3 protein-coding genes are annotated in these 2862 nt (G+C 30.4%); all 3 read right to left on the bottom strand.

What is annotated here, in order from left to right:
- Positions 1-154: 154 nt before the first annotated feature.
- Positions 155-313 carry a hypothetical protein gene (locus tag K8V80_RS05815; RefSeq protein ID WP_276776032.1) on the bottom strand — a complete coding sequence of 53 codons (159 nt, stop codon included), beginning with the start codon at positions 311-313 and terminating at the stop codon, positions 155-157.
- An 86-nt stretch (positions 314-399) separates the two neighbouring features.
- On the bottom strand, positions 400-672 hold the full coding sequence (locus tag K8V80_RS05810; RefSeq protein WP_276776031.1) for a hypothetical protein: 273 nt from the start codon (positions 670-672) through the stop codon (positions 400-402).
- An 11-nt stretch (positions 673-683) separates the two neighbouring features.
- Entirely contained in the window at positions 684-1910 is a 1227-nt protein-coding gene (locus K8V80_RS05805; protein ID WP_276776030.1) for a hypothetical protein, read from the bottom strand.
- Between the last annotated feature and the right edge of the window lie 952 nt (positions 1911-2862).

Here is a 2862-nt window from a genome sequence, read left to right as displayed (position 1 = left end):
CACATAAACAGGCTTATGAGGCCCGTGACTTAACCGCTCGTCATCTCCGCATATATCTCTTAGTGGAACTCGCATCCACTGTAGCACTAGTAATTTTCCGCTTACTCGCTATAAGAGATCGAGGAGTTGTTTTACATGGAAAAACTTACACAGTTTATTTTTTATCTTTATTTTTGTCCGTAGTCTTTGCTTTCGCTCTAACTTTGGCACGTCTAACCATCTCTTCGTGTTTCACTTCAGCTTCTTTACCAGCCTTAGTAATCGCACGATTCCATGCTTTATCTTGCTTGGCTTGTTCTTTGGTTAAACTCATTAAACAACATCTTCCTTTCATTTAACTTACTGAGGTAAGTATACCATTTATTTTATATCTTGTCAACCGTTACTCTTATGTTTTTTTTACAATAATCTTTTATCTTCTTTTTTAAGAAACTCATCCATTGATTCATAGTCCCATTCTTCAAGGTTTATCTCTGGATACATACACCCCATACCATTTTGAACGTCTTGTATTTTATCTCTGATTTCCTTTTCTTCTTCTCTTCTCCCTATTAACATATTACATGCATTTGATATTATTCTTAACTCAGACAATGAAGCGTTATTTAACTCTTTGAATATGCGTATGACTCTCTTACCAAATAAATCTTCATCTTCTTTTGTTACTTTCATATACTCACTTCCTAATTAAAAAAGTCTTCCATCTTATAATTCATTGATCCGTATTCTTCTGTTTCGTGTTCTATTTCTACAAGTCTTTTATCTACATTTGACTTAAACATCTTATCATCTCTAATAAAATATTCAATATTCTCTTTACTTGTATCACCGAATCCTAACTCCTTGTCTAAAGATATGAAAGTTGGAAAGACACCTCTTTCAGAAACAATCCTACTCAATGGTTTACTGCTTATATTATCTATGGTTTTGTCTATATCTGGATTGCCATGGTATTCTAGGACTTCCATTCTGGCTAAACAATTAGCTGCATACTCTATACTTATAGCAGACTGATGTTCTAACATCTTTCTGTCTGTACTGTCTTTTATTATACTTCTAAATTTTTCAATATCATCATTTGATATTTTTTCTACACCATAATCTCGTATTTTTAATTGATATACATAGTACATTTTATCTGTACCAAATCGTTCTTTTAAATATTTACCAAGTAAATCATTATATGTTTTTGCTTTATTAGTAATGTTACGAAACGGCCTCGGCTTCTCACACAAAGGATTTTTATCTAACTCCTTCAGAAACATTTCTAATATTGCATTGTCTCTAATACCCATTAGAACTGGACTTTGATCTTCATATACTAAAACTGGTATTTTAATAAAATGAAACTTCCTTTTTATTTTTCTAAATTCTTCACGTATTCTTTTACTCTTTAATTCTGCATAATATTTTTCTGTCCAGTACTTATCACTTTTAGTTGGGTCAGAATCATAATGATTATTACAAAACTTTCTAAAGTCATCCTCTATCAATCCAGAAGCAACAAACCATCCCATTGGTGTTAAAGCCAATCTTCCTAGATTATTCTTGAAATTATAATTTATAAAACCATTGTCACTCTCTTGATATTCCTGTGTTTCTTTTTTCGACTCTTCGGTTAATACAGATTTTATGGCTTTAATACAAATTTCAGTTATTTCTGTCGTTTGTACAGATGTTCTCTTATCATTACTAATAGGAATATTACGTTTTTCACCTAATTCAAAATACATTGGCTGTCCCTTTTTCTTGCGACCCCATTCAAATGACGTATAATAACGTTCAAATGCTTTTTTAATAGATTTCTTACTGTTCCCTTCAAATCTTCCTTCTTTAATATATGCTTCTTTTTGTTTTTTAGTTATGAATTTTTCATTATCTAAAAAATCATCAATAATGTATCGACTCAAATATATCACCTTTCTTTTGACTCAATCATAGTTGTTATGTTTTTGATTTCTTGTTTTTATACTTGTTCCGTTTTTTATTTTGGATTACTCTATACTGATTTATGTATTCATCTAGTTCTGGACTTTTCTCAAATAGGAAAAATGTAGATCCGCTATTTTTGTTGACTCCTTCAGTTATGTACCTTCTTCCTTTTTTTACTAACCAATTTTTTAATTGATTATTATAACAATAAAAATAATTATTCATAAAATAGTTTCCTTTCATTACTTGAAGATTAATATTTGTTCTACTTTACATTTTGAATCTATTTTATTTTTGTCATATTCACCTCTTCCTATCTTAATTAGCTCTCAACCACGTACACATTAGCATGTGTCATATTGCTTGCGCAATATTCCCGCTGTGTTCGATGCTAAAGCATCTTCACACTATTGCATTATCATTCCTAATTATTAAGAAATTATTAAGAAAATCGGAACAAATAGCCCCTATATATAAACCTCTTATATAGTACCTAATTGTTCCGTTTTTTTATAGGTACTAAAAATAATATATAATAACATTGTGACTGCGTCAGCAGTTGCAATGAGCAAACGGAGTGCGGTAGTATTATATGCGAAGCATATAGATAGAAGTGGTTGAGATCTATTCATTACTTTCTCTATTATATAGTAACGAATGACAATTGTCAATGTTTAATCTTCTTTTAATAGAAACAGTTGACAATATCAAATATCAATGGTACACTGTGATTACGGATTTATTTTAGGAAGGTAATAATAGTAACGGTTGATAAGTCTGTATATATTATTAACAAAATAGGAGGAAGGAATAATATGGATAATGGTATCAAGATTTTAGATTTTAATGGTAAAAAGATTGGGACAATCCCAGTTAAAGGTGAAGTGTGGTTTGACTGTGACGACTTGGCAAATGTTTTTGGGTTTAGTT

Origin of the sequence: Bacteroides coprosuis (assembly GCF_020741705.1) — a bacterium.
Classification (GTDB): Bacteria; Bacteroidota; Bacteroidia; order Bacteroidales; family Bacteroidaceae; genus Bacteroides_E; species Bacteroides_E coprosuis.
The sequence above is the reverse complement of the archived record's forward strand: the minus strand, read 5'-3'. Positions and strand labels throughout refer to the sequence as shown.

Bases quoted from the DNA above. Each gene is read 5' to 3' on its own strand.
- K8V80_RS05815 (WP_276776032.1), bottom strand. From the start codon at position 313: ATGAGTTTAACCAAAGAACAAGCCAAGCAAGATAAAGCATGGAATCGT.
- K8V80_RS05810 (WP_276776031.1), bottom strand. From the start codon at position 672: ATGAAAGTAACAAAAGAAGATGAAGATTTATTTGGTAAGAGAGTCATA.